This is a genomic window from Brevundimonas sp. 01N35, assembly GCF_056399785.1.
The window spans coordinates 1-22,162 of record NZ_JBFTRZ010000003.1 but is presented as its reverse complement, the minus strand read 5'-3'; the positions used below and the strand labels follow the sequence as shown (position 1 = coordinate 22,162).

The window sequence follows — 22,162 nt, the reverse complement described above, 5'->3', positions numbered from 1 at the left end:
TCGTCGGCGCCGCACTCTCCGGCCTGCTCTGGGGAGAGGGGTTCCATGCGTTTCGGATTGATGGCCTGCACGGCTTTGGCGGCGTGCATGATCGGGCCTATGGCGGTGGCCGACGCGACGGCGGACCGGGCCGTGCGCGACCTGCTGGATCAGCCGCAGGTCTGCGGTCCCGGCGGCTCGGCCATCGAGGCCATCCCCACCAGCGACATCGTCATGGTCGAGGGTTTCGGCAAGGGTGGCTTCAGGGTCGATACCGTCAACCCCGAGGCCCAGGCCTGGTTCGACCACGGCGTGCGGCTGCGCTGGGCGTTCGAGCACACCGAATCGGTGCGGGCCTTCCGCAAGGCGCGGGCGCTGGACCCGACCTGCGGGATGTGCGCCTGGGGCGAGGCCTGGGCCATCGGCCCCAATCTGAACGGCGGCGGTCAGGACAAGGCCTCGATCGAGGCGGCCCGTCGCGCCGCCCGCGACGCCCGCCGTCTGGCCCGCGACGCCACGCCGGTGCAGCGGCAGATGATCGACGCCCTGATCCAGCGCTATTCCGGCTCGGAAAAGAGCCGCGCCGACCGCTTCGCCGTTCGCATGGACCGCATCGCGCGCCAGAACCCCGACGACGGGGCCATCGCCAACATCACCGCCGACGCCTGGCTGCTGGCCGCAGACGAATGGTGGGACAAGGACGGCAAGGCCGCCGATCCGGGCATCATCCGCGCCATGGGCCTGCTGGAACAGGCGCTGGCGAAGAACCCGAACGATCCGGGCGCGATCCATCTCTATATCCACCTGACCGAGTGGTCTGACGACCCGCACAAGGCTATTCCCTACGGCGAGAAGCTGGCGCTGCTGGCCCCGGCGGCTAGTCATCTGGTGCATATGCCGTCGCATACCTATTACCGGGTCGGCCGCTATCGGGACGCCATGATGGCCAATGTCAACGCCGTGGCGCTGGACCGCCGCTATGACACCCTGGCCAAGCCGCCGGGCGGCGTTCCGGCGATGCGGCTGCATGGCCACAACATCCATTTCGGCATGGGCGGCGCCCTGATGGCCGGGGGCGGCGAGGAGGGGCTGAAGCTCGCCGACTGGTTCCTGACCACCTATCCGAACATCGGCGTTCAGGATTTCCGGCGTCAGATCATGGGCAACAACGCCTACGCCATCTATGGCCGCTTCGGCACGCCGGAACAGGTCGCGGCGCTGAAGGAGCCGCCGGAGACCCATCCGCTGCTACGCATCAGCTGGCGCTATGCCCGGGGCGAGGCCGCAGCTAGAGCGGGCGACGCCGCCGCCGTTCGGGCCGAGGCCGGGGCGATCAAGACGGTGCGCGAGGCGACGACCTTCGCCGGGCCGATGGCCGAGCAGCGGGCAGTCTTCGCCGAACTGTCCCAGCGCATTCTGGAAGGCCGCGCGGCCATGATCGAGGGCAATGCCACGGCCGCCGTCGCCGCCTTCACCCGCGCCGCCCAGATTCAGGCCATGGACGACGAGGGCGGCGATCCGCCGGTCATCTGGTACCCGACGCGCCGCAGTCTGGCGGCGGCCCTGCTGGCCAGCGGCGACGCAGCCGGGGCCAAGGCCAAGATCGAGGACCTGCTCAGCGACTGGCCCAGCGATCCCTACAGCTACTTCGTGCTGGCCGAAGCCGAGCGGAAACTGGGCAACACCGAAGCCGTGACTAATGCGACCCGACGCGCGAACGTCGAGTGGATCGGCGGCGAGCGGAGCCTAGCGGCAGCTTAGCGCTTCGCGGCTTCGATCAGCTTGGCGACTTCGCCCGGCTCGATGCTGGGGCTGGCCTTGCCGTTGATGAAGAAGGTCGGCGTGCCTTGCAGGCCCAGGGTCGCGGCCGTGGTGTGGATGTCCGTGACGTGGCGCGTCATCTCGGGCGAGGCGATGGCCGCCTGGGCCTTGGTCATGTCGACGCCGTGCTCGGCCAGGATACGGTCGATGGCGGCGCGGTCCAGCGCGCGCTCGTTCATCAGGGCATCATAGACGGCCAGATACTTGCCCTGCTGATGCGCGGCCAGGGCGGCGCGGGCGGCGTATTGCGACGTGACGTCGTCGCCCCGGTCCAGGATCGGCCAGTCCTTGAAGACGAAGCGGACCTCAGGGTGGGCGGCCATCAGGGCGCGGTAGTCGTGGGCCACGGCCTTGCAGCCCGGGCAGCGGAAGTCGAAGAACTCGATCACCGTCACCTTGGCGTCGGCGGGACCGAAGCTGGGATCGCGCGCGTCGGGGGCCAGCAGGGCCGGATTGGCGGCGGCGACGGCGTTGATCGCCTGGACGCGGGATTGCTCCTCATGCGTCTGGCGCGCCGCAAGGACCTCATCCAGCACCTGGGGGTTCTGGATCAGATAGGCCCGCACCCGTCCGCCGAAGTCGCCGCCGGTCAGATAGGGGGCGACCGTCACGCCCAGAGCCACGACCGAAACAGCCAGAGCCGCACCGCCCAGCGCCTTACCAGTCAGCCACGAAGGCGCAGCCTTGCGCGGGGCGGGCGAGGGCGGGATGGCGTCGGGGCGGGCGTTGTCGGTCATGAAGGTCTCGGTATCGGGAAGTTGGGCGGCGTCAGCCGTTGGGCAGGATGACGCCTCGGCTGTTGCGCTGCTCGTTGCGGCGCACGGCGTCGTCGATGTCTTTCTGCGAGGCGCCGGACGCGAAGACGATGTCCGTGGCGCGGCGCCATTCGATGGAATTGCGGTCCAGCATGTCGCGGGCGCGCATGGCGAACTGGGCGGCCTGTTCAGTGCGGCCCAGGGCGAACCAGTATTCGGCCGAGGCCAGGCGGGCGTCGCCCTCCTTGCTCTGGCTGGCGTAGGCCTGGGACAGCAGACGCCAGGCCAGGGTGTTGTCCTTTTCCAGAACGATGGCGCGCTTCAACTGGTCGATCGCGGCGTCCAGATTGGCGGCGTCGTTGGTTTCGATCAGGGCGTGGGCCAGGTTGATGCGCAGCAGGGGCGCGTCGGGCTTCAGTTCGACCGCCTTTTGGTGAGCGCCGATGGCTTCGGCCGGGCGGCCTTCCTCGAACAGAATCTGGCCCTTCAATTCCCAGAAGTAGGGATTGGCCGGTTGTTCGCTCAGCAGGACGTCGACCGCCGACAGCGATTTCTCCGTCTGGCCGTCGCGATACCAGGCGATGGCCCGGGCGTATCGGGCGGGCAGGGAGGTGTCGGACGACGGATAGTCGCGCAGGGTCGCGTTCGGCGCGTCCATGAAGGCATGGATCTTGGCCAGGACCAGCGCGTGCTGGGCCATCCGCTCGGGGCTGTCCTGGTGATTGTAGTGGGGCGCAGCCTCGACCGGACGACGCAGGGCCTCGATGCGTTGCGAGGACAGAGGGTGGCTGCGGAAATAGGGGTAGCGGCGCTGATCCGAGAAGATTTCCTGCGCGCGGAAGTTCTCGAAGAAATCGACCATGCCCTTGCCGGATTCACCGGCGCGTTCCAGCGCGCGGGCGCCGGTGATGTCGGCTTCGCCTTCCTGGCTCTGCATGTAGCGCAGGGCGCCCAGCGTGCCGAAATACTGGCTGGAGGCCAGAAGCGCGGCGCCCGCGTCCGGCGCGCCGGCGATCGCGGCCAGGGCGCCCAGCGCCATGGTCATGATCATCGGCTGCATGCCGGCGTTCTGGGCACCGTCGCGCAGGGTGTGGCGGCTCTTGATATGGCCGGCCTCGTGGGCGATCACGCCCAGAAGCTGGTTGGGGGTCTTGGTCTGCAGGATCAGGCCGGTGTTCAGCCCCATGATCCGCCCGCGCGTGGCGAAGGCGTTCAAATCCTGATCATTGACCAGCAGCACCTCGATCTCGGACGGCTCCAGCCCCATGGCCGTGAAGACCGGGTCGGACCAGTCGTGGATGATGCCCTCGACCTCGGTGTCGCGAATCAGACTCTGCGCCGAGGCTGATCCAGCCGCCGCCAGCACCGCCACGATGGCCGTGGCGGAGACGAGGATGCGGGATGCGACACGTGATGCGACACGGGGAAGCCTGGTCATGGCGTGCTCCAGAGCGACAGTCTTCCCCGTGTCTTCAAGCCTAATCGTGTCCGATCAACGGCGCCACCAGCCGCGCTTCGGCTTGGCGGGCGGTGCGCCGATCTGGTTCGGGTCTTCGGCGATGATGGCGGCCACGTCGACTTCGGGAGTCGGCGCAGGCGTCGGCTCGGGGACGACGACCGGCTCAGGTGCGGACTCCGGCGCCGGAGCGGGTTCAGGCTCGGGAGCCGTAGCCTGTTCGATGGCGGCCTCGATCTTGGCGGCGACCACGGGTTCCACGTCCAGCTGGGCGGGGATCATGGCAGGTTCTGCTTCTACTTCAGCTTCAGCCTCGGCCGGAGCTTCGATCACTGCTTCGGCGGCGATGTCAGCGCCGACCTTGCGGCGCACGCGGCGACGCTTGGGCGCCTCGACGGCTTCGGCCACCGCTGCAGGGACGTCTTCGACGGCGTCATCCGCAGGGATGATCGTGGCCATGGGCGTGTCCGGCGAGCCGACGGGGGGCAGGCCCTCGTTGACGGCGCGAGCCTCGACCTTGGCCTCGTGGGTCAGGCTGTCCTGGCCGCGATCACGACCCCGGCCGCGACCCCGACGACGGCGCGAGCGGCCGCCTTCGCGTTCAGAACGTTCGCCCTCATGGCGTTCGCCTTCAGGACGTTCGCCGACGATTTCCTCGACGTCACGGGCTTCCGAGGCCTCGACCGGGGCGCGTTCGTTGCGCGGGGCGGGGTTGATCGGGTCGAACCAGACGTAAGGGTCGTCCAGCGACGGCGTGCGGCCGCGCACCCAGGTGAAGGCGTCGCGTTCGCCGTCTTCGCGCATCCGGCGACCACCACGACGGCCGCGACGACGGCGACGGCCGGCCTCGCTATCATCGTCCTCGTCGTCAGCGGCGACGGCGACGATGTCGGTCGAAGCGGCTTCGGTTTCGGCGCCTTCCTCGTGACGACCGCCACGACGACGACGGCGGCGGCCACGGCCGCGGCCTTCGCCGTCTTGAGCTTCGGCACGCTCGCGCGGCTCGTCGTCGTCGTTGTCTTCGCGGTCGAGATCGGCGTCGTCCTCGTCGTCGCCGCTGATGATCTCCTCGTCTTCGTCCTCATCCTCGTGGTCGAAGGCGCTGTCGTCGAAGCCGTCGTCCAGTTCCGCCGCCGAGATGTGGGTGACGGTGGGGACGAAGTCTTCGTTGGTGTCGGTGCGCTCGATGGCGTGCTCGCCCTGGGCCAGGGTATCGTCGATCAGAATGACGACGTTCAGGCCGCGCTGTTCCAGCAGGCGCTGCAGATAGCCGCGCTTGTGGTTCAGGATGTAGAGGGCGACGGCGGTCGAGACGCGCAGGTTGACCGAACCGGCGCCGTTGCGGCCCGCTTCGATGTCCACGGCGCGCAGGGTCACCAGAGCCGCCGATTCCGCCGAGCGGATACGACCGGCGCCCTGGCAGTGGGGGCAGACCTCGGTGGCGCCTTCGATCACGCCCAGGCGACGACGCTGGCGGCTGATTTCCATCAGGCCGAATCCCGAGATGCGGCCCATCTGGATGCGGGCGCGATCCTTGGCCAGCGCGTCCTTCAGCACCTTCTCTACGGCGCGGTTGTTCTTGCCTTCATCCATGTCGATGAAGTCGATGACGATCAGGCCGGCGAGGTCGCGCAGACGCAGCTGGCGAGCGGCCTCGACGGCGGCTTCCAGATTGGTCTTGGTGGCGGTGGCCTCGACATTGCGTTCCTTGGTGGAACGGCCCGAGTTCACGTCGATGGCGACCAGGGCTTCGGTCTGGTTGATGACCAGATAGCCGCCCGACTTCAGCGGCACGACCGGCTGGTGAATCTGCGTCAGCAGTTCCTCGATGCCGTGGGCGGCGAACAGGGGCTTGGAGCCCTGATACAGGTGGATCTTCTTCGCCTGCGACGGCATCAGCACGCGCATGAAGTCGCGGGCTTCCTTGAAGCCCTCGAGACCCTCGACCTGAATGCCGTCGAAATCCTTGTCGTACATGTCGCGCACGGCGCGACGGACCAGGTTTTCTTCCTCATAGATCACGGCTGGCGCGTTCGAGCGCAGGGTGGTCTCGCGGATCGTCTCCCACAGGCGCAGCAGGTATTCGTAGTCGCGCTTGATCTCGGCCTTGGTGCGCTTGGCGCCGGCCGTGCGGATGATCAGGCCCATGCCCTTGGGCACCTTCAGCGCCGAGGCGGCGGCTTTCAGGCGACGACGGTCCGAGGTGTTGGTGATCTTGCGCGAAATGCCGCCGCCCTTGCCGGTGTTCGGCATCAGGACGCAGTAGCGGCCGGCCAGAGACAGCCAGGTGGTCAGAGCCGCGCCCTTGGCGCCGCGCTCGTCCTTGACGACCTGCACCAGCAGGATCTGGCGGCGCTTGATGACGTCCTGGATCTTGTAGCGACGCATCAGGCGACGCTTCAGGCGCTCCTCGTCGGCCAGGCCGCCTTCGGATTCGCCGTCGTCGCTGTCGCGGCCCAGGTCGTCGTGATCGTCATCGTCCGAGTGCGCCTCGGCCATGATGGCTTCACGGTCGGCGACCGGGATCTGATAATAGTCCGGGTGGATTTCGTTGAAGGCCAGGAAGCCGTGACGATTGCCGCCGTACTCGATGAAAGCCGCCTGCAGGCTGGGCTCTACGCGGGTGACCTTGGCGAGATAGATGTTGCCGCGAAGCTGACGGCGGGCCGTGGATTCGAAATCGAATTCCTCAACCTGACGTCCGTCCACGATTGCGACGCGCGTTTCTTCCGCGTGCGCCGCATCGATCAGCATGGTTTTTGACATGGGTGGTCTCTCTCTGGCGCGCCAGGCCGGGCCCTGCGGATACATCCGCGGACAAGGGGGCGGCTCGCCGAATGGAAATGGGGGCCAGGGCGCGCGTCATCCCCTCGCGGAATGCGAGAGCGGCAAAGGTCTGCCGGTCGGGAGCGCAGGCGGGTCGGCCCATGAGGTCTGTCGGTCCTGGATCCGAACGCGCCGTTCAAGGCCGCGTCCCGGACCCGTTCGTCGGATCGGCGGCCAGGCCGGGCGATCCTCGGAATAGGTGAAAGTCAGCGCCGCGAGGAGACCGCGCCCGCCCTGCGGAGAATGTGCAGAGGGCGCGATCGTTCGCTAGCGGATCACACCATAGGCCTAACTTATGGAAAATAAAAGAACCGCCGCCGTTACGTGACTTAACGAAATCCTTAGCACGTTCGGTCACCCTGTCGGCTGAACCAGAAGGGTGAAGTCCGTCCATGTATGGTCGGTGGCGTGACAATCTGGCCCGTTGGGGCGTGCGCGAATGGGCGATGACAGGCTTGGCCCTGGTCGTCATTTGCGGCGTCGTGCTGACGGCTGGGCGCGGTCTGGCGTTCGTCGCCGATGATCAGATCTCCGCCATCCGCTTCGGCGGGGACGCCGAGCGCACGCGGGTCGTGCTGGATCTGGGAAAAACCACACGCGGTCAGGTCATAGAGGATGGATCGGCCGGGCGCGTGATCGTCGCCCTGTCGGATGTCGCGCCTGGACGCGGACTGGACGGAAGCGGCTCGGGCCTGGTGCGCGGCTACGACGTCAGCGCCTCGGGCGGCTCGTCGCGCGTGCGGCTGGACCTGGCGCGGGGCGCCGAGATCGAGCGCCGCTTCCTGCTTCCGCCCGGCGACGGGGTGCAGCACTATCGTTATGTCATTGATCTGAAGGCGACGGGCGCGGCGGCGGCTGCTCCGTTGGCTCCGCCGCGTCGCGAGCAGGCGCGTAAGGAAAAGCCGCTGATCGTCATCGACGCCGGGCACGGCGGTCGCGATCCGGGCGCACAGGGCCAGCACGTGCAGGAAAAGGCCGTCACCCTGGCCGCCGCGCAAGAGCTGAAGGCCGCGCTGGAGCGTACGGGCCGCTATCGCGTGCGTCTGACGCGCGACAGCGACGTCTATGTCATCCACGGCCGGCGGGTGCAGGTCGCCCGCGACGCCGGGGCCGATCTGTTCATCTCGCTGCACGCCGACGCCGGGACTGATCCGGCGCTGCGCGGGGCCAGCGTCTATACACTGTCGGAGCAGGGCGCGGGCCGCGCGGTGCGCGAGTTCACGCGCGGCGAGGACTGGCAGCGTGAATTGCGCCTTCCGGGCCGCGACCCCTCGGTCGACCGTATCCTGTTGGACATGACCCAGCGCGCCACCCAGAACCGCTCGGCACAGTTCGCGCGCGTTCTGCTGACTCATCTGGAAGGTGCGGACCACCCTCTGCTGCGCCGCAGCCACCGCGACGCCGGTCTGGCCGTGCTGCTGGCGCCCGACGTTCCGGCTATCCTGTTCGAGATGGGCTTTATCACCAATCCCGAGGACGAGCAGGTCCTGACCGACGAACGCGCGCGTCGTCGCCTGATGCGCTCGGTCGCCGAGGGCATCGACCGCTATTTCCGCGAACCCTCGACGCCGGTGATGGTGGCCGGCGAGGTCGCCGGCGGCGCCTGACCTATTCCTCCAGCGCCAGTTTGGCGCGGTGGAAGATTTCCTCGAACATCTGCGGCGTCAGACGGCCTGTGTTCGTGTTCAGCCGCGAGCAGTGATAGCTGTTGATGATCGTATAGCCGCCCACCCTGCCTTCGACGCCATGTCCAGCCGGGATCGCCGTGCCGGGATAGCCGAGCGTGCGCAGGATGTTGCGCCGCGACACGTCGCCCAGGGTCACGATCACCTTCAGTCGGGGCAGAGCGGCCAAGCGGTCGATCAGGAAGGGGCGACAGGTGTTTTCTTCCGCCGGGGTTGGCTTGTTCTGCGGCGGGGCGCAGCGCACGGCGTTGGTGATCATGCAGTCGACCAACTCCAGCCCGTCGTCGGGATTGGCCCGGAACTCACCCTTGGCGAAACCCGTCTTTCTCAAGGTTTCGAACAGCAGCCACCCGGCGTGGTCGCCGGTGAAGGGGCGGCCTGTGCGGTTCGCGCCAGTGCGGCCCGGCGCCAGGCCCGCCACCAGCAGCCGCGCGTTGGGATCGCCGAAGGAGGGGGCGGGGCCGTTCCACCAGTCGGGGTTCTGACGGATGTTCTCTTGCCGATAGGCGACTAGGCGCGGGCACAGGGGGCAGTCGCGCGGCGGCTCGGGGTTCAGGGGGCGGCTCATGGGCGGTCGTCTCGTTCAAAAGTGCGCATCGTGGCCTGGGGCCCTGCGTTCTTGGGCTTGCTGAACTGGGTCATCACGTCCGCCAGATCAATGAAGGCGTCGGCCTGACGACGCAGTTCGTCGGCGATCTGGGGCGGCTGGGTTTTGGTGGTCGAGACCACGGTGACGCGCACGCCCCTGGCCTGAACCGCCTGCACCACCCGGCGGAAATCCCCGTCGCCCGAGAATAGGATCATGTGATCCAGATGTGGCGCCAGCTCCAGCATGTCGACCGCGATCTCGATATCCATATTGCCCTTGATGCGCGACTGGCCCTGGGCGTCGGTGAAGCGTTTGGCCGGCTTGGTCATGACCGTGAAGCCGTTGTAGTCGAGCCAGTCGACCAGCGGGCGGATGGGCGAGAACTCTTCGCCCTCGATCACCGCCGTGTAATAATAGGCGCGCACCAGTTGGCCCTTCTGAGCGAACCAGTCGGACAGCTTTTTGAAGTCGAGATCGACGTTGAGTGCGCGAGCCGCCGAATAGAGGTTGGCGCCGTCGATGAACAAGGCAATGCGGTCGCCCGAGTGGCCGGTCATGAATATGAGTCCGAGGAAATGGTCGAGAATATGAGCGTCCCGACCGAAATCCCCGAAGGCGACCTCGATCTGGAAAGGGCAGTCATCGTCGCGCTGGGCTGCAATGACAAGGGCGTCTGGGCCTCTTGCGAAGAGTCGCTGGAGGCGGCGTTGGCGCGTTTCAGGGCAGAGGGCATCGATGTTTTGGCGCGTTCGTCGTGGTGGTCGTCGCAAGCCTGGCCCGATCCGACCGATCCGCCCTTTCTGAACGGGGTCGTGATCGTTCGGACGGAGCATGACCCGCAGGCGTTGATGGGGAAGCTGGCCCGGATCGAGGACGTCTTCGGCCGGCGGCGCAGCGTCCGCAACGCGCCCCGCACTCTGGATCTGGATCTGATCGCCTATGGGCGGGTAAGCGGCGATCTCGACGGGTTGATCCTGCCGCATCCGCGCGCGGCCGAGCGCCTGTTCGTCATGGGGCCGCTGGCCGAGATCGCGCCGGAGTGGCGTCATCCAACGGCTGATGTTGCAGCGCAGCTATTGACGGCGATGTGCACTGTCGGGGTCGACGCTAGGCCGCAACGGCGTCTATAGGGGGCTTTGCGCCGCATTCCGGCCTTCGCGGCGTTGCACAATCACACCTAACCCTATATTTTGTGCGGTTCTCCCTGCCGCCAGAGGAATTTCATGGCCCGCGTCACTGTCGAAGACTGCATCGAGAAGGTGCCGAACCGCTTTGGTCTGGTTCTGCTGGCCGGCCACCGCGCCCGCAACATCGCCAACGGCGCCGCGCTGACCATCGACCGCGACAACGACAAGAATCCCGTTGTGGCCCTGCGCGAACTGGCCGACGAAACCGTCGTGCCGGACGAACTGCGCGAGAACATCATCACCACGCTGCAACGCGTCGATGAGCGCACCGAAGCCGAGGACGAAGCCGAAGTCGTGGCGCTGCTGGCTGAGCCGCAGCACATGAACATGGCCGAGGCCGAACTGATCCGCGCGCTGCAAAGCGACCGGGACGGCGGCCAGGAGGAACGCTACTGACGGCTGAGCCTGTCAACGGCGTAACCATCCTTCCGGCGCGGTCCCCCGCGGACACGTCGCCGGACCTAGCTGCGAATCAGCAAGACCAGTCGGCGTCGCTCCTTTCCGGGGCGGCGCCGAAGTCGTCTGAAGCCTCCTCTCAGTCCGAGTCCCACGTGTCCGAAACCAAGCGCGCGCCTATCATGCGCCAGTTCGAGCTGATCGAGGCGGTCAAGGCCTATGACCCGACCGCCGACGAGGCGTTGCTGAACCGCGCCTACGTCTATGCGATGAAGATGCACGGCTCGCAGTTGCGGGCCTCGGGCGATCCCTATTTCGCCCACCCCATCCAGGTCGCGGGCATCCTGACCGACTACAAGCTGGACACTGCGACCATCGTCACGGCCCTGCTGCACGACGTGGTAGAGGACACGTCGGCCACCCGCGACGACATCGCCGCCATGTTCGGCGAAGAGGTCGCGGTCCTGGTCGAGGGCGTGACCAAGCTGTCGCGACTGGAGCTTCAGGCCGAGCACACCCGCCAGGCTGAAAACTTGCGCAAGTTCATCCTGGCCATCTCCAAGGACGTGCGGGTGCTGTTGGTCAAGTTGGCCGACCGCCTGCACAACATGCGCACCCTCCAGTACGTCAAGCCGGAGAAGCGCGAGCGCATCAGCCGCGAGACGCTGGAAGTCTATGCGCCCCTGGGCCGCTCCATCGGCATCCACTCCATCGCTTCCGAATTGGAGGAACTGGCGTTCGAGCACCTGAACGCCACGGCCCGCGTCGCCATTCAGCGCCGTCTGGAGGCGCTGAAACTGGAGCACGGCCGCGCCATCGAGGGCGTGTCTCGCGAGATCGAGACTGTGCTGAGCGAGGCCGGCATCACGGCCCACGTCAAGGGACGGGAAAAGACGCCGTATTCGATCTGGCGCAAGCTGCAGCGCAAGTCGGTGGGCTTCTCGTCGCTGTCGGACATCTACGGCTTCCGGGTGATCGTCGAGGCCGAGGACGACTGCTATCGCGCCCTGGGCGTCATCCACCGCGCCTGGCCCATGGTGCCGGAGCGTTTCAAGGACTTCATCTCGACGCCCAAGTCGAACAACTATCGCTCGCTGCACACCACGGTCGTCGGCCCGGGCGGCCTGCGCATCGAGATGCAGATCCGCACCGAAACCATGGACCGCGTGGCCGAGGACGGCGTGGCGGCGCACTGGGCCTACAAGAACCATTCCTACGGCTTCGATCGCGAGGCGATGGAGGCGGACGGCGGGCGCGACCCGCTGCTGAACCTGCGCCATCTGGTTCAGGTCATCGAGCACGGCGAGGGCGGCGAGGACTGGGTCGAGCACGCCAAGCTCGAAATGTATCTGGATCAGGTCTTCGTCTTCACGCCCAAGGGCGCGCTGATCACCCTGCCGCGCGGCGGCATGGCGCTGGACTTCGCCTATGCCGTCCACACCGAGGTCGGCGACACGGCGGTGGGCGTCAAGATCAATGGCGAACTGAAGCCGATGCGCACGGCGCTGCAGAACGGCGACGTGGTCGAGATCATTCGCGGGACCAAGCGCGAGGTGCCGACCGACTGGCGCAGCCTGACGGTCACCGGCCGCGCCCGCTCGGCCATCCGCCGCCACATCCGCACGTCGGAACGCGATGAGTTCGTGCGTCTGGGCAAGGCGACGCTGGAACAGACGCTGGAGCGGGCCGGCAAGTCTCTGGCCGAGGTTTCACTGAAGCCCGTGCTGGAAACCCACGCCATCGCCTCGGAAGAGGACATGTTCGACGCCATCGGTCGGGGCCGCTTGGCCGCGACCAAGATCGCCGAGACCATGTTCCCGGCGCTGAAGGGCCAACTGAAGGCCGGGCCCGAGCGCAAGCGGATCGGCAATGAACACGCCCGCCTGTTCGTGCGCGGCAGCGGCCTGACGCCCGGCGTCAGCATCCATTTCGGCGCCTGCTGCTCGCCGGTGCCGGGCGACCGCATCGTCGGTATTCTGGAGCCCGACAAGGGGCTGACGGTCCACACCATCGACTGCCAGACCCTGGCCGACTTCGCCGACGACGACTCCGTCTGGCAGGATCTGCAATGGACGCCTCAGGCTGAACAGGATGCGGTGGCTGCGGCCCGTCTGCGCGCTACCATCCGCAATGCGCCCGGCGTGCTGGGGCAGGTGGCGACCATCATCGGCGAGGCCGGCGGCAATATCCTCAACCTGTCGATGGCCCATCGACAGCAGGACTTCTTCGACGTGGACATCGACGTCGAGGTCGAGGACGCCCGTCACGCGACCATGATCATCGCCGCCCTACGCGCCAATCCATCCGTCGACACCGTGGACCGGGCGCGCGGCTGATCGCCAAGGTTGGCGAGGGGGGACGACATGAGTTCTGAACAGCAAGATCCGTCAAACGCGTCGCAAAAAGCGTCGCCCTCCTATCGTCTGGCCGCGCTGGACCGGGATTTTCTGCTCAGTGACGGGATGCGCGGCGTGCGTTTCCTGATGGAGTATGAAAAGGCCGAAGAGGCCTTGCTGGCCTGGGGCGTACGCTCGACCATCGTGGTGTTCGGCAGCGCCCGCGTGGGCAGGAACGGCGACGGTCGGCACAGCCACTGGTACGAGCAGGCCCGTCGGTTCGGCCATATCGCCTCGGAACGGGGCGGCGCCCTGCACGGCGCGCCGGGCGAGGTGCGCGACAACGTCATCGCCACCGGAGGCGGCCCAGGCATCATGCAGGCGGCCAATCAGGGCGCGCATGAGGCCGGGGCGCCGTCCATCGGCTTCAACATCACCCTGCCGCATGAGCAGGAGCCCAATCCCTGGACCACGCCGGAACTGACCTTTCAGTTCCACTATTTCGCTATGCGCAAGATGCATCTGGCGATGCGGGCCAACGCCCTGGTGGTCTTCCCCGGCGGATTCGGCACGCTGGACGAACTGTTTGAAATCCTGACCCTGCGCCAGACAAACAAGTCGCCGCCCATTCCCATCGTCTTGTTCGACGAGGCTTTTTGGCGCTCGGTGATCAATTTCGACGTCCTGATCGAGCACGGCATGGTCAAGACGGCGGACATGGCCCTGTTCTCGTTCGCCGACGACGCCGAGACGGTCTGGTCCTGCCTGCTGAAGGGCGGGTTGAAGCCGGGGCAGGATCTGAAGTAGCGGCGGCTTGAGGGGGGGACCCCCAAGGTTTAAGGACGCGGGCATGAACACTGAAGACGTCCTCAACGAATTCCGCGACGCCGGCGCCCTGCGCGAAGGCCATTTCGTCCTGTCGTCCGGCCTGCACAGCCCGGTCTTCCTGCAAAAGAACCTGGTCTTCATGGACGGTCGCCGCTGCGAGCGTCTGTGCAAGGCCCTGGCCGAGAAGATCGTCGCCACGGTCGGCCCGGTGGACGTGGCCATCTCGCCCGCCGTCGGCGGCATCATCCCCGGCTATGAGACGGCGCGGCACTTGAACGTGCGCTCGCTCTACGTCGAGCGCGAAGGCGGCGAGTTCAAGCTGCGCCGCGGCTTCACCGTAGAGCCGGGCGAGAAGGTCGTCATGGTCGAGGACATCGTCACGACGGGCCTGTCGTCGCGCGAGTGCATCGCCGCCATCCAGAAGGCGGGGGGCGAAGTCGTCGCCGCCGCCTGCATCGTCGACCGCTCGGGCGGACGCGCCGACGTGGGCGTGCCGCTGATCGCGTTGGCGACCCTGGACGTGCCGGCCTATCCGGCCGACGCCCTGCCGCCCGAACTGGCCGCACTGCCGGTCGAGGATCCGGGCAGCCGCCGGCTGGCCAAGTAGGAGAGGCGGAATGAAGCGCGAGCGGGTTCGTCTGGGCGTCAACATCGACCACGTCGCCACGGTTCGTAACGCGCGCGGCGGCGCTCATCCTGATCCGGCCCGCGCGGCTGAGGCGGCGCTGGCGGCAGGGGCGGACGGCATCACCGCCCACCTGCGCGAGGATCGCCGCCACATCACCGACGCCGACATCGACGTGCTGACGGCCCTGTGCCGTCGCGCGAACAAGCCACTGAACTTCGAGATGGCCGTCACCGACGAGATGCTGGCCATCGCCCTGCGTCACCGTCCGCACGCCGCCTGCCTGGTGCCTGAGCGGCGCGAGGAGGTCACGACCGAGGGCGGTCTGGCCGTGGCCGGTCATGAGGCGCGCATCGCCCCCGTGGTGAAGGCGCTGACGGACGCCGGAATCCGCGTATCCCTCTTCATCGAGCCGTCTGAAGTCCAGGTCGAGGCCGCTGCCGCCGTGGGCGCACAGGTGGTCGAGTTCCACACCGGCCGCTATTGCCACCTGACCGATCCGGCGGAACGTGCGTTCGAGCTGGACCGCCTTGCCGCCGCCGCCGCCCAGGCCGACATCCTGGGGCTGGAGATCCACGCCGGACATGGCCTGGACTACGCCACCGCCAGCGTCGTTCTGGCCATCCCCGAGATCAAGGAACTCAACATCGGCCACTTCCTGATCGGAGAGGCGGTGTTTGTCGGTCTGGACGCCGCCATCCGCCGGATGCGGGCGGCGATGGACGAAGCCGTCAACGGAGTTGGTCGGTGATCATCGGCGTCGGCGCCGACCTGTCGGACATTCGCCGCATCCAGAAGTCGCTGGATCGGTTCGGCGAACGCTTCAAGCAGCGCTGCTTCACCGAATTGGAACGCACCCGTTCGGACCGCAAGCCGGACCCGGCCTGGAGCTATGCCAAGCGGTTCGCGGCCAAGGAGGCCTGCGCCAAGGCCCTGGGTACCGGCATGCGATCCGACGTCTATTGGCGCGACATGGGGGTGGTGAACCTGAAGTCCGGTCAGCCGACCCTGGCCCTGACCGGCCATGCCGCCGAACACCTGGCGCGACTGGTCCCGCCGGGGCATGAGCCACGCATCCATCTGACCCTCAGCGACGAACACCCGTATGCTCTCGCTTTCGTGGTGATCGAAGCCTTGCCCGAGGCGTAATCAGCGATTACGCCTCGACTATTCCAACCCCGCGTTCGGCGGGGGATTCGAGCAGACCATGAGCGACGACCCCAAGGCGAACGGCGGCGCCGGCAATCCTGCCATAGACCCTGCCGAGCAGCGACCGATCTGGAGCGACGACGGCGACGCTCCCTTCGACATGGGCGACGATCCCGAAGCCCTCGACAGCGACAAGCCGATTTACGCCACGCCGCGTCCCAAGAAAGCCAAACGTGTGAAAAAAGAGAAGTCCGCGAGCAACGAGACGGTTGAGATTATCAAGACCGTCGTCTTCGCACTGCTGATCGCCTTCGTGCTGCGGGTGCTGCTGTTCCAGCCCTTCACCATTCCCTCGGCCTCGATGGAGCCCAATCTCTATGAGGGCGACTACATCGTTGTCTCGAAGTGGTCCTACGGCTATTCGAAACACTCGATCCCGTGGAGCCCGCCGCTGTTCGACGGCCGCGTCCTGGGCAAGGACCCGACGCGCGGCGACATCGTGGTGTTCAAGCTGCCCCGCGACAACAAGACGGACTACATCAAGCGCGTGATCGGCCTGCCGGGCGACAAGGTGCAGATGATCGCCAATCAGCTCTACATCAACGGCGCTCCGGTGAAGGACGTCGTAGTCAGCCGCGCCGAGATGGCCGATATGTTCGGCCCGCGTCCGGTGACCCAGCTGCGCGAGACCCTGCCGAACGGCAAGAGCTTCATGACCCAGGACTTCGGTCCCGGCGGCGATCTGGACGACACCCCGGTCTATGAGGTGCCGGCCGGTCACTTCTTCATGATGGGCGACAACCGCGACAACTCGATCGACAGCCGCGTCGACATGTCGGCCGGCGTGGGCATGGTCCCGGCCGAGAACCTGGTGGGCAAGGCCGAGATCATCATGTTCTCCTGGTCGCCGGGTGCTTCGCTGTTCAATCCGGTCAGCTGGGTCGCCAACCTGCGTCCCAGCCGGTTCTTCAAGATCCTCGATTGATGGCGAATGTTCGGGCCGAGGCCGTCGCCGCGCTCAGGCGCCGGCTGGGCCATGATTTCGCCGATCCGTCGCTGCTGGAGCGCGCCCTGACCCACGCCAGTGTGGGCGAGGGCGCGGGACAGGCCGACGGCCGGCGCCCCGCCGACAACGAGCGGCTGGAGTTCCTGGGCGACCGGGTTCTCGGTCTGCTGGTCGCCGATCGGCTGACGCGGGACTTCCCCTCGGCGGACGAAGGCCAGTTGTCGGCGCGGTTGCACGCCCTGGTGGACAAGAGCGCTTGCGCTCGTGTGGGCGAGCGGCTGGATGTCGGCGCGGCCCTGCGCCTGTCGCCGGGCGAGACCAAGACGGGCGGCCGCAGAAAGGCCGGAGTCATCGCCGATGCTGTCGAGGCTATTCTGGCGGCCGTCTATCGCGACGGCGGCCTGACGGCGGCTAAGGCCATGTTCGACATCGCCTGGGCCGAGGAGTTCGCATCTCCGCCGGCTGCGGCCGTGACCAATCCTAAGTCCGCTCTGCAGGAGTGGGCTCAGGCGCAGGGGCGTCCTCTACCGACCTATCGGGTGGTGGAGCGCACCGGATCAGATCATGCTCCGACCTTCGTGGTCGAAGCGGCGGTGGTCGGCTTCGACCCCGAGAAACAAACAGGACGTTCGCGTCAGGAGGCGGAAAAAGCCGCCGCCATGGCGCTGTTGAAACGAGAAGGCCAAATTTGACCGAGATTCCGAACCCCAACCAGCACGCGGGCTTCGCCGCCATCATTGGCGCGCCCAACGCCGGCAAGTCGACGCTGGTGAACCGGCTGACGGGATCCAAGGTCTCGATCGTCACGCAAAAGGTCCAGACCACGCGCTTCCCCGTGCGTGGCATCGCCATGGAGGGCGACGCCCAGATCGTTCTGGTGGACACGCCCGGCATCTTCACGCCGCGGCGCCGTTTGGACCGGGCCATGGTCGCCTCGGCCTGGGGCGGGGCGCAGGACGCCGACGTGGTGGTCCACTTGATCGACGCCCAGTCGCATATCGACTCCGAAGGCAAGGAAGGCACGGCCGCTGACCGTCGCTCGGCCGAGGACACCGAAACCATCATCGCCAATCTGCAGTCGACAGGGACCAAGGTCATCCTGGCGCTGAACAAGATCGACGGGATGCGCCGCGACACCCTTCTGGCCCTGTCGCAGCGGCTGTTCGAAACTGGCGTCTATAGCGAGGTCTATATGATCTCGGCCCTCAGCGGCGACGGCGTGGAAGACCTGAAGCAGCGCCTGGCGCGTTCCATGCCCGCCGGTCACTGGCTCTATCCCGAAGACCAGTCGGCCGACGTGCCGGTGCGCGTCCTGGCCGCCGAGATCACTCGCGAGAAGGTCTATCTGCGCGTCCACGAGGAACTTCCCTATTCGGCGGCGGTCGAGACGACCTCGTTCGAGGAAAGGGCCGATGGTTCGGCCCGCATCGAACAGACCATCTATGTCGAGCGCGAGAGCCAGCGTCCCATCGTTCTGGGCAAGGGCGGCCAGACCCTGAAATGGATTGGCCAGAAGTCGCGCGAAGAATTGATCGAACTGCTCGACCGCCCCGTCCACCTGTTCCTGACCGTCAAGGTCGATCCCAAATGGCAGGACAGCCGCGCCCTGTACGCTCAGTTCGGGTTGGATTTCGACGTCTAAAAAACGTAGTTAAGTACCGTGTTTGAAGTTCCCACGTCCGCAGGCGGGCGGCCTTGGTTCCTCGGATCCTTGGTCGCCGTCGCCCTGGTTTGCGCCGGCGCCGGCGCCTGGATCGTGCACGCCATCGCCCCGGAAACCCAGGCGGCGGTTGCGAACCAGGCGAAACTGCCCGAGCGCCCGCCGGTCGAGGTGGTCGAGGCTCTGCCGCAACTGAAGATGCGGCTGGATTATCTGGCCGAGCGCAAGCAGTTCATGGGGGCCATCCTGGTGGCCAAGGGCGATCAGGTCCTGTTCCGCCAGGTCTATGGCAAGGCGAACTATGAGAACGACCAGCCGTTGAAGCTGGACACCCGCTTCCGCCTGGCCTCGGTGTCGAAACAGTTCACCGCCGCCGCCATCCTGAAGCTGCAGGACGAGGGCAAGCTGTTGGTCGACGATCCGATCTGCAAATGGATCGAGCCGTGCCCGGATGCGTGGAAGCCGATCAAGCTGCACCATCTGATGTCGCACACCTCGGGCATTCCTGACCTGATGGCCCAGGCCGAGTGGGGGCGTGTCCGCGTCACCCCGCACACGCCGGACGAACTGACCCAGGCCTCGGCCCGCTATGGTCTGCAGTTCCAGCCGGGGACCAAGATTCGCTACGACAACGCCGCCTTCAACCTGCTGGCGGTCGTGGTGGCCAAGGCCAGCGGCAAGCCGTTCGAGACCTATCTGAACGACGCCGTCCTCAAGCCACTGGGGATGAAGGACACGGGCTCGGACGCCCACGCCGACGCGAAGGGCCTGGCGATGGGCTACGCCAACTTCCCCGGCGGACTAGCGGCCCAGCCGATCGCCAACGTCAGCGTCGTCTTCGGCGCCGGCGCCCTCTATTCGACGCTGGACGACATGCTGGTGTGGAACCGGGCCCTGCATAAGGGCCACGTCCTGAGCCAGAAGTCCTACGCCGACATGGTGGCGGATCATGCGCCGGAGGACACGCCCAAGGAGCGAGGCCGCGCGCACCGCGCCTATGGCTATGGCATCTACGTCAACAGCCTGGGCCGGCAGGTTTCGCCGTCATTCGACGACAAGCAGATCTATCACACGGGCAGCTGGGCCGGGTTCCGCAACCTGGTCCTGTACCAGCCCGAGGCCGACGTGACCGTGGTGGTCCTGTCCAACAACTACCACCAGCGCGACCTGGTCTTCATGCTGAGCCAGCAGGCCATGGCGGAGGCCCTCGGCCGGCCGTTCCCGACAGGTCTGCACCGCTAGAGGTCATGATTTCCTCCCCATGAAATGGGGAGGTGGCGCGGCGGCGAAGCTGGCGTGACGGAGGGGCCGCCACGTGCCAGGCGCGACCGGGCCCCTCCACCGCTACGCGGTCCCCTCCCCACAGAGTGGGGAGGAAAAGAGCACGCTTTACCCCTTCATCGACCCCGTTTCGATGAAGCGCTGGTGCCACGACAGCGCCTCGCTGAGCAGGTGCGGCGTCTGCAGGCCGTAGGCCCCCTTCAGCGCGCGGTCGTAATAGTCCTTCAGCGCGTCGCGGTAATCGGGGTGGGCGCAGTTGGCGATGATGACCTGGGCGCGCTGCTTGGGCGACAGGCCGCGCAGGTCGGCCAGGCCCTGTTCGGTGACGATGACCTGCACGTCCTGGGTGATGTGATCGACGTGGCTGGCCATGGGCACAATGGCCGAAATCTTGCCGCCCTTGGCCGTCGACGGGGTGACGAAGCAGGAAATGTAGGCGTTGCGCGCGAAGTCGCCGGAGCCGCCGATGCCGTTCTGGATACGCGAACCCATGATATGGGTCGAGTTGACGTTGCCGTAGATGTCGGCCTCGATCAGGCCGTTCATGGCGATGCAGCCCAGACGGCGGATGATCTCCGGGTGGTTCGAGATCTCCTGCGGGCGCAGGATGATCTTGCCGCGGAACTGCTCCATCCGGCTGTTCAGGTCGGCGGCGGCCTCGGGGCTGAGCGAGAAGGCGGTGGCCGAGGCGACGGTCAGCTTGCCCGAGTCCAGCAGGTCCAGCATCCCGTCCTGAAGCACCTCGGTATAGGCGGTCAGGTTTTCGAACGGGCTGTCGGCCAGACCGGCCAACACGGCGTTGGCGACATTGCCGACGCCTGATTGCAGCGGCAGCAGATGGGCGGGCAGGCGGCCCAGTTTCACTTCATGCTGCAGGAATTCGATCAGATGGCCGGCGATGGCCGTGGCGCTGGCGTCCGGCGCGGCGAAGGGCAGGTTGCGGTCGGGCGCATCGGTCTCGACGATGGCGGCGATCTTGGACGGATCGACGCGGAACACGGTCTCGCCGATCCGGTCGGTGGGCTTGGTCAGCGGGATCGGCACCCGGTTCGGCGGCAGGGCCGTGCCGTAGTAGATGTCGTGCATCCCCTCCAGCGCCGGGTTCTGCCAGTTGTTGACCTCCAGGATGATGCGGTCGGCGCGGTCCAGCCAGGTCTTGTTGTTGCCGATGGAGGACGAGGGGATCAGTGACCCGTCCTCGCGGATGCCGGACACTTCGACCACCGCCGTTTCCAGCGGGCCAAGGAAGCCCTGCCAGGCGACGGGCGCCACCTGCGACAGGTGCATGTCCAGGTATTCCATCTCGCCCCTGTTGATCTTCTCGCGGGCGATGGGGTCGGAGTTGTAGGGCAGGCGGAACTCGATACCGTCGGCTTTCGCCAACGCGCCGTCCAGTTCCGGCCCCGTCGAGGCGCCGGTCCAGACCTTCAGCCGGAACGGATGGCCCGCCGCGTGCTCGGCTTCGATCCGGGCGGCCAGCGCCATCGGCACGACCTTGGGATAGCCCGAGCCGGTGAAGCCGCTCATGCCCACGGTCGAGTTCGCCGGGATCAGGGCGGCGGCGTCCTGGGCGGACATGATCTTCGACTGCAGGGCGGCGTTGCGGACGCGGGACATCGGAAACCTGACGACGGCGGCCCCTGAGGGCTCGGGGAGAGAGGCGGACATAGGCGCCGCATCACCCTGATTCCAATACGGCTTTGGTCGTAACGATCCGTGATCACAAAGGCGTCAGCCGCCGGGCTTCCAGTCCGCCGCCGGGTTGGTGTTGATCATCCACGGGATGCCGAACTTGTCTGTCAGAGTGCCGAAGCCGGGGGACCAGAAGGTCGGGGCGAAGGCCATGCCGACCTTGCCGCCTTCGGACAGGGCGTCGAACACCGTCTTGGCCTTGGCGGCGTCGTCGGTGTGATAGGCGACGTCGAAGCCGTTCTTGGGCTTGTCGATGTTCGGCGCGAACTCGGGAGGCATGTCGGCGCCCATGATCGCCTGATCTCCGACCTCCAGCCAGCCGTGCATCAGCCAATCCTTGTATTTGGGGTCCACCGGCATGTCGGGCGGGCCGTCGCCGAAGGGAAAGGCGGCGGTGACCTTGCCGCCGAGAACGCGGGCGTAGAATTCCAGCGCCTCGCGGCACTGGCCCTTGAAGCTGAGACTGGTGACGATCTTCATGGGATCTCTCCTGTTGGCGGGTTGGAGGTCTGAACGCGCGAGAGCGGTGAAGGGCGCCGAAGTTGTCCTTCTCCCCTTGCGGGAGAAGGTGGCCGAGCAGAGCGAGGTCGGATGAGGGGTTGCTGAACAGAAGGTCTGGACTTCCTTTCTTTCAATGTCGCGAGACCCCTCATCCGACCCTGATGGGCCACCTTCTCCCGCAAGGGGAGAAGGAAACATCTTGGGTGCGCTACCGCCCTTCGGGCTGCTTGAGCGCCGACGCCCGCCTCGTGCTGGCACGGGCGGTGGAGGGCTGGGCGGGGCGCCGGGCCTTCGCCCGGAGAGGATGTAGTTTTACCGTTTCGACGAAAGCAAAGCGCCCCGCGCGAAGAGTTGGACATGAGCTCGGGGCAGGCGCCGCTGTTAGCGGCT

General features: G+C 66.8%; 20 protein-coding genes. 13 read left to right on the top strand and 7 right to left on the bottom strand.

Features of this window, described 5'->3' with window-relative positions:
* The first annotated feature begins 45 nt into the window (after positions 1-45).
* Positions 46-1,740, top strand: a complete 1,695-nt coding sequence (locus AC1DJ5_RS03395) for a tetratricopeptide repeat protein (protein ID WP_477019694.1) — start codon at positions 46-48, stop codon at positions 1,738-1,740.
* Here the strand turns inward: AC1DJ5_RS03395 and AC1DJ5_RS03390 are convergent.
* The 3 genes from AC1DJ5_RS03390 to AC1DJ5_RS03380 are packed head-to-tail and all read right to left on the bottom strand — an operon-like array spanning position 1,737 to position 6,777.
* The gene (locus tag AC1DJ5_RS03390) at positions 1,737-2,537 is read right to left on the bottom strand and encodes a thioredoxin domain-containing protein (RefSeq protein ID WP_477019693.1); all 801 of its coding nucleotides are present in this window, start codon (positions 2,535-2,537) and stop codon (positions 1,737-1,739) included. The two genes, AC1DJ5_RS03395 and AC1DJ5_RS03390, sit on opposite strands and share 4 nt — an antisense overlap.
* Before the next feature lie 31 nt (positions 2,538-2,568).
* On the bottom strand, positions 2,569-3,993 hold the full coding sequence (locus AC1DJ5_RS03385; RefSeq protein WP_477019692.1) for a M48 family metalloprotease: 1,425 nt from the start codon (positions 3,991-3,993) through the stop codon (positions 2,569-2,571).
* Positions 3,994-4,047: 54 nt separating this feature from the next.
* Positions 4,048-6,777 carry an Rne/Rng family ribonuclease gene (locus AC1DJ5_RS03380; RefSeq protein WP_477019691.1) on the bottom strand — a complete coding sequence of 910 codons (2,730 nt, stop codon included), beginning with the start codon at positions 6,775-6,777 and terminating at the stop codon, positions 4,048-4,050.
* Positions 6,778-7,229: 452 nt separating this feature from the next.
* On the opposite strand from AC1DJ5_RS03380, the gene AC1DJ5_RS03375 reads away from it, so the two are divergent.
* The gene (locus AC1DJ5_RS03375; RefSeq protein ID WP_441453123.1) at positions 7,230-8,444 is read left to right on the top strand and encodes an N-acetylmuramoyl-L-alanine amidase family protein; all 1,215 of its coding nucleotides are present in this window, start codon (positions 7,230-7,232) and stop codon (positions 8,442-8,444) included.
* Position 8,445: 1 nt separating this feature from the next.
* Here the strand turns inward: AC1DJ5_RS03375 and AC1DJ5_RS03370 are convergent, their stop codons facing one another.
* Together AC1DJ5_RS03370 and AC1DJ5_RS03365 are read right to left on the bottom strand one after the other, a co-directional pair.
* Positions 8,446-9,090 (bottom strand): uracil-DNA glycosylase, encoded by a 645-nt coding sequence (locus AC1DJ5_RS03370; RefSeq protein WP_477019690.1) that lies wholly within the window; start codon positions 9,088-9,090, stop codon positions 8,446-8,448.
* A complete protein-coding gene (locus AC1DJ5_RS03365) occupies positions 9,087-9,668 on the bottom strand; it encodes a LabA-like NYN domain-containing protein (RefSeq protein ID WP_477019689.1) in 582 nt (193 codons plus the stop codon). Before AC1DJ5_RS03365 ends, AC1DJ5_RS03370 begins: the two co-directional genes overlap by 4 nt.
* 30 nt (positions 9,669-9,698) lie before the next feature.
* On the opposite strand from AC1DJ5_RS03365, the gene folK reads away from it, so the two are divergent.
* The 11 genes from folK (at position 9,699) to AC1DJ5_RS03310 (ending at position 19,540) form a co-directional block, all read left to right on the top strand.
* Positions 9,699-10,241, top strand: a complete 543-nt coding sequence (gene folK, locus AC1DJ5_RS03360) for a 2-amino-4-hydroxy-6-hydroxymethyldihydropteridine diphosphokinase (RefSeq protein WP_477019853.1) — start codon at positions 9,699-9,701, stop codon at positions 10,239-10,241.
* A gap of 93 nt (positions 10,242-10,334) precedes the next feature.
* Positions 10,335-10,694 carry a DNA-directed RNA polymerase subunit omega gene (gene rpoZ, locus AC1DJ5_RS03355; protein ID WP_441453131.1) on the top strand — a complete coding sequence of 120 codons (360 nt, stop codon included), beginning with the start codon at positions 10,335-10,337 and terminating at the stop codon, positions 10,692-10,694.
* Between the two features lie 182 nt (positions 10,695-10,876).
* Positions 10,877-13,030 carry a RelA/SpoT family protein gene (locus AC1DJ5_RS03350; RefSeq protein ID WP_477019852.1) on the top strand — a complete coding sequence of 718 codons (2,154 nt, stop codon included), beginning with the start codon at positions 10,877-10,879 and terminating at the stop codon, positions 13,028-13,030.
* A 27-nt stretch (positions 13,031-13,057) separates the two neighbouring features.
* Positions 13,058-13,837 carry an LOG family protein gene (locus AC1DJ5_RS03345; protein WP_477019688.1) on the top strand — a complete coding sequence of 260 codons (780 nt, stop codon included), beginning with the start codon at positions 13,058-13,060 and terminating at the stop codon, positions 13,835-13,837.
* Between the two features lie 43 nt (positions 13,838-13,880).
* Positions 13,881-14,465, top strand: a complete 585-nt coding sequence (gene pyrE, locus AC1DJ5_RS03340) for an orotate phosphoribosyltransferase (RefSeq protein WP_441453134.1) — start codon at positions 13,881-13,883, stop codon at positions 14,463-14,465.
* 10 nt (positions 14,466-14,475) lie between these two features.
* Positions 14,476-15,234, top strand: coding sequence for a pyridoxine 5'-phosphate synthase (locus tag AC1DJ5_RS03335; protein ID WP_441453136.1), 759 nt, complete (start codon positions 14,476-14,478; stop codon positions 15,232-15,234).
* On the top strand, positions 15,231-15,632 hold the full coding sequence (gene acpS, locus AC1DJ5_RS03330; protein WP_441453138.1) for a holo-ACP synthase: 402 nt from the start codon (positions 15,231-15,233) through the stop codon (positions 15,630-15,632). Before AC1DJ5_RS03335 ends, acpS begins: the two co-directional genes overlap by 4 nt.
* A 58-nt stretch (positions 15,633-15,690) precedes the next feature.
* Positions 15,691-16,617, top strand: a complete 927-nt coding sequence (gene lepB / locus AC1DJ5_RS03325) for a signal peptidase I (RefSeq protein WP_441453140.1) — start codon at positions 15,691-15,693, stop codon at positions 16,615-16,617.
* Entirely contained in the window at positions 16,617-17,330 is a 714-nt protein-coding gene (rnc, locus tag AC1DJ5_RS03320) for a ribonuclease III (protein WP_441453142.1), read from the top strand. Before lepB ends, rnc begins: the two co-directional genes overlap by 1 nt.
* Positions 17,327-18,280, top strand: a complete 954-nt coding sequence (gene era, locus AC1DJ5_RS03315) for a GTPase Era (RefSeq protein WP_441453144.1) — start codon at positions 17,327-17,329, stop codon at positions 18,278-18,280. The genes rnc and era overlap by 4 nt, the downstream gene beginning before the upstream one ends.
* Positions 18,281-18,349: 69 nt before the next feature.
* Positions 18,350-19,540, top strand: a complete 1,191-nt coding sequence (locus tag AC1DJ5_RS03310; protein ID WP_477019687.1) for a serine hydrolase domain-containing protein — start codon at positions 18,350-18,352, stop codon at positions 19,538-19,540.
* Between the two features lie 147 nt (positions 19,541-19,687).
* On the opposite strand, the gene AC1DJ5_RS03305 is transcribed toward AC1DJ5_RS03310, so the two are convergent.
* Positions 19,688-21,196: an acetyl-CoA hydrolase/transferase family protein gene (locus AC1DJ5_RS03305; protein WP_477019686.1), complete on the bottom strand. Its 1,509-nt coding sequence runs from the start codon at positions 21,194-21,196 to the stop codon at positions 19,688-19,690.
* Between the two features lie 114 nt (positions 21,197-21,310).
* A complete protein-coding gene (locus tag AC1DJ5_RS03300; protein ID WP_477019685.1) occupies positions 21,311-21,751 on the bottom strand; it encodes a VOC family protein in 441 nt (146 codons plus the stop codon).
* Positions 21,752-22,162 lie beyond the last annotated feature (411 nt).

Coding starts and splice junctions, on each gene's coding strand:
- AC1DJ5_RS03335 (WP_441453136.1), top strand. CDS start 14,476: ATGAAGCGCGAGCGGGTTCGTCTGGGCGTCAACATCGACCACGTCGCC.
- AC1DJ5_RS03380 (WP_477019691.1), bottom strand. CDS start 6,777: ATGTCAAAAACCATGCTGATCGATGCGGCGCACGCGGAAGAAACGCGC.
- lepB (WP_441453140.1), top strand. CDS start 15,691: ATGAGCGACGACCCCAAGGCGAACGGCGGCGCCGGCAATCCTGCCATA.
- rnc (WP_441453142.1), top strand. CDS start 16,617: ATGGCGAATGTTCGGGCCGAGGCCGTCGCCGCGCTCAGGCGCCGGCTG.
- pyrE (WP_441453134.1), top strand. CDS start 13,881: ATGAACACTGAAGACGTCCTCAACGAATTCCGCGACGCCGGCGCCCTG.
- AC1DJ5_RS03345 (WP_477019688.1), top strand. CDS start 13,058: ATGAGTTCTGAACAGCAAGATCCGTCAAACGCGTCGCAAAAAGCGTCG.
- AC1DJ5_RS03390 (WP_477019693.1), bottom strand. CDS start 2,537: ATGACCGACAACGCCCGCCCCGACGCCATCCCGCCCTCGCCCGCCCCG.
- AC1DJ5_RS03350 (WP_477019852.1), top strand. CDS start 10,877: ATGCGCCAGTTCGAGCTGATCGAGGCGGTCAAGGCCTATGACCCGACC.
- AC1DJ5_RS03305 (WP_477019686.1), bottom strand. CDS start 21,196: ATGTCCCGCGTCCGCAACGCCGCCCTGCAGTCGAAGATCATGTCCGCC.
- AC1DJ5_RS03395 (WP_477019694.1), top strand. CDS start 46: ATGCGTTTCGGATTGATGGCCTGCACGGCTTTGGCGGCGTGCATGATC.
- AC1DJ5_RS03300 (WP_477019685.1), bottom strand. CDS start 21,751: ATGAAGATCGTCACCAGTCTCAGCTTCAAGGGCCAGTGCCGCGAGGCG.
- AC1DJ5_RS03385 (WP_477019692.1), bottom strand. CDS start 3,993: ATGACCAGGCTTCCCCGTGTCGCATCACGTGTCGCATCCCGCATCCTC.
- AC1DJ5_RS03370 (WP_477019690.1), bottom strand. CDS start 9,090: ATGAGCCGCCCCCTGAACCCCGAGCCGCCGCGCGACTGCCCCCTGTGC.
- folK (WP_477019853.1), top strand. CDS start 9,699: ATGAGCGTCCCGACCGAAATCCCCGAAGGCGACCTCGATCTGGAAAGG.
- AC1DJ5_RS03375 (WP_441453123.1), top strand. CDS start 7,230: ATGTATGGTCGGTGGCGTGACAATCTGGCCCGTTGGGGCGTGCGCGAA.
- AC1DJ5_RS03365 (WP_477019689.1), bottom strand. CDS start 9,668: ATGACCGGCCACTCGGGCGACCGCATTGCCTTGTTCATCGACGGCGCC.
- rpoZ (WP_441453131.1), top strand. CDS start 10,335: ATGGCCCGCGTCACTGTCGAAGACTGCATCGAGAAGGTGCCGAACCGC.